Source organism: Cupriavidus neocaledonicus (assembly GCF_000372525.1).
In the GTDB taxonomy this organism is placed as follows: domain Bacteria; phylum Pseudomonadota; class Gammaproteobacteria; order Burkholderiales; family Burkholderiaceae; genus Cupriavidus; species Cupriavidus neocaledonicus.
Map to the genome: position 1 here is coordinate 1 of NZ_AQUR01000007.1, position 1,476 is coordinate 1,476.

Below are 1,476 nucleotides of genomic sequence, written 5' to 3' on the forward strand. Positions count from 1 at the left end.
CGCTCCGAGCTGATAGGTTGGCGTCGTGGCGCATTCAGCTTCCTGTTAAACGGCCAAGCACACTCGATTCGCGTTTGTGCAGAGTATCCCTAGCGGCGCGGAGCCGCCTCGATTGAGTTCAGGTTCAAGGAGTTGCTCAGCGCGAAGCATGAGACTCCACGATGTACTGGAGTGCTTGTTCGCATTGTTCCAGCGACAACACATGAATGCTCGGGGTTGCGACATTCAGATCAAGCGATGCGAAAAAAAACATTTCATGCCCCGGGCGTTGAAGTCAACGACACCGTCGCGCCTAATCTTTACAGCGACTAATAGTTCGAGCGCATCGTGCAATTGGACCTTTCGCTCCCGCAACGCTGCGTTGGCAAGCCGACCCAGTGGCATGTTGTTCTTGCTCCATTTGCGCACGTCGATCCAAATTCGGCAGGCGGCGCAGATCCATACATGCCCAAGATCATCAAGAGGCGATACGCCGCTTCACCCGCGTCAAGAACCGACCTGACGCCACAGTAATTTCCGACCGGTTGGGGAAGTGCAGAAATCGGGCGACCAACGGATGTGGCTGGGCCGTACTTTAGCGCCCGACGATTCAGTCTGCTCCCACTACTACAACGCACCGATTGCTGGCGCCACTTGCGGATAACGAAAGCACTCAAATATTATATGCCCTGCTGCGAGGGTCTTGTGGAAGTGGTAATTACAATCCTGAATTGCGCATATCTTCCCAGCGATTTCCGGAAAAAAATACAAAGGAGCGACGATGGTGCCAAACTCGCGGACAAATTAGCGCCACGCCGCCAGATAGTTAAATGGCTATCAAGTGCTCAGAGCTTACGAATCTTTGACGCCTGCGGCCCCTTCATACCCTGCGTGATTTCAAATTCTACTTTCGCGCCCTCCTCCAGTGACTTGAAGCCGGCACCTTGGATTTCCTTGTAATGAGCGAACAAGTCTTTACCGCCATCATCGGGCGTGATGAACCCATATCCTTTTTCACTGTTGAACCACTTTACAATACCAGTCGCCATTTCATCCTCAAAGTTGCTATTGTTTTGGCCTTGGGCCACATCTCTTGCTGGAAAAACACTACTATGTGTGCAATAGCATAAATATAACCACGCTTGACGCTATGACAACATAGTAATGCGGATTAAAAAGCCTTCTGAAGAAAAACTCAATTCATCAGTGCGAACCGAATCCGTGACGAAAGTTCGCCCCGTCAACGGCCCATGCGCCGCTAGTTTCGCCAACGGCGCGCCAGTTGGCGCTAAAATGCCGCCACCTGCATTCTTCTACGTTTCCTGTCAGAATGCGTATTGCACTTGCTTAGATGAAGCCCAATGCAGTTAGTTCATAAGCGCCGGCGAAAAGAATCGAGCGCAGAGGTGGCGGCGGAAATTCGGACAGTCGGCTAAGTGGAAGAGCTGGGGCCTGAGCCGGCCATAATGGCGGGCATAAAGGATCCAGAAGATGACG

Annotated in this window: 1 protein-coding gene; it reads right to left on the reverse strand. The window is 52.1% G+C overall.

Translation table 11 applies throughout. From position 1 onward, the window contains the following. Positions 1–824: 824 nt before the first annotated feature. Positions 825–1,028, reverse strand: a complete 204-nt coding sequence (locus A3AG_RS0100050; RefSeq protein ID WP_012354797.1) for a cold-shock protein — start codon at positions 1,026–1,028, stop codon at positions 825–827. Positions 1,029–1,476 lie beyond the last annotated feature (448 nt).

What these genes read in the sequence shown, in the direction of transcription:
- A3AG_RS0100050 (WP_012354797.1), bottom strand. Translation starts at nt 1,028, where the DNA reads ATGGCGACTGGTATTGTAAAGTGGTTCAACAGTGAAAAAGGATATGGG.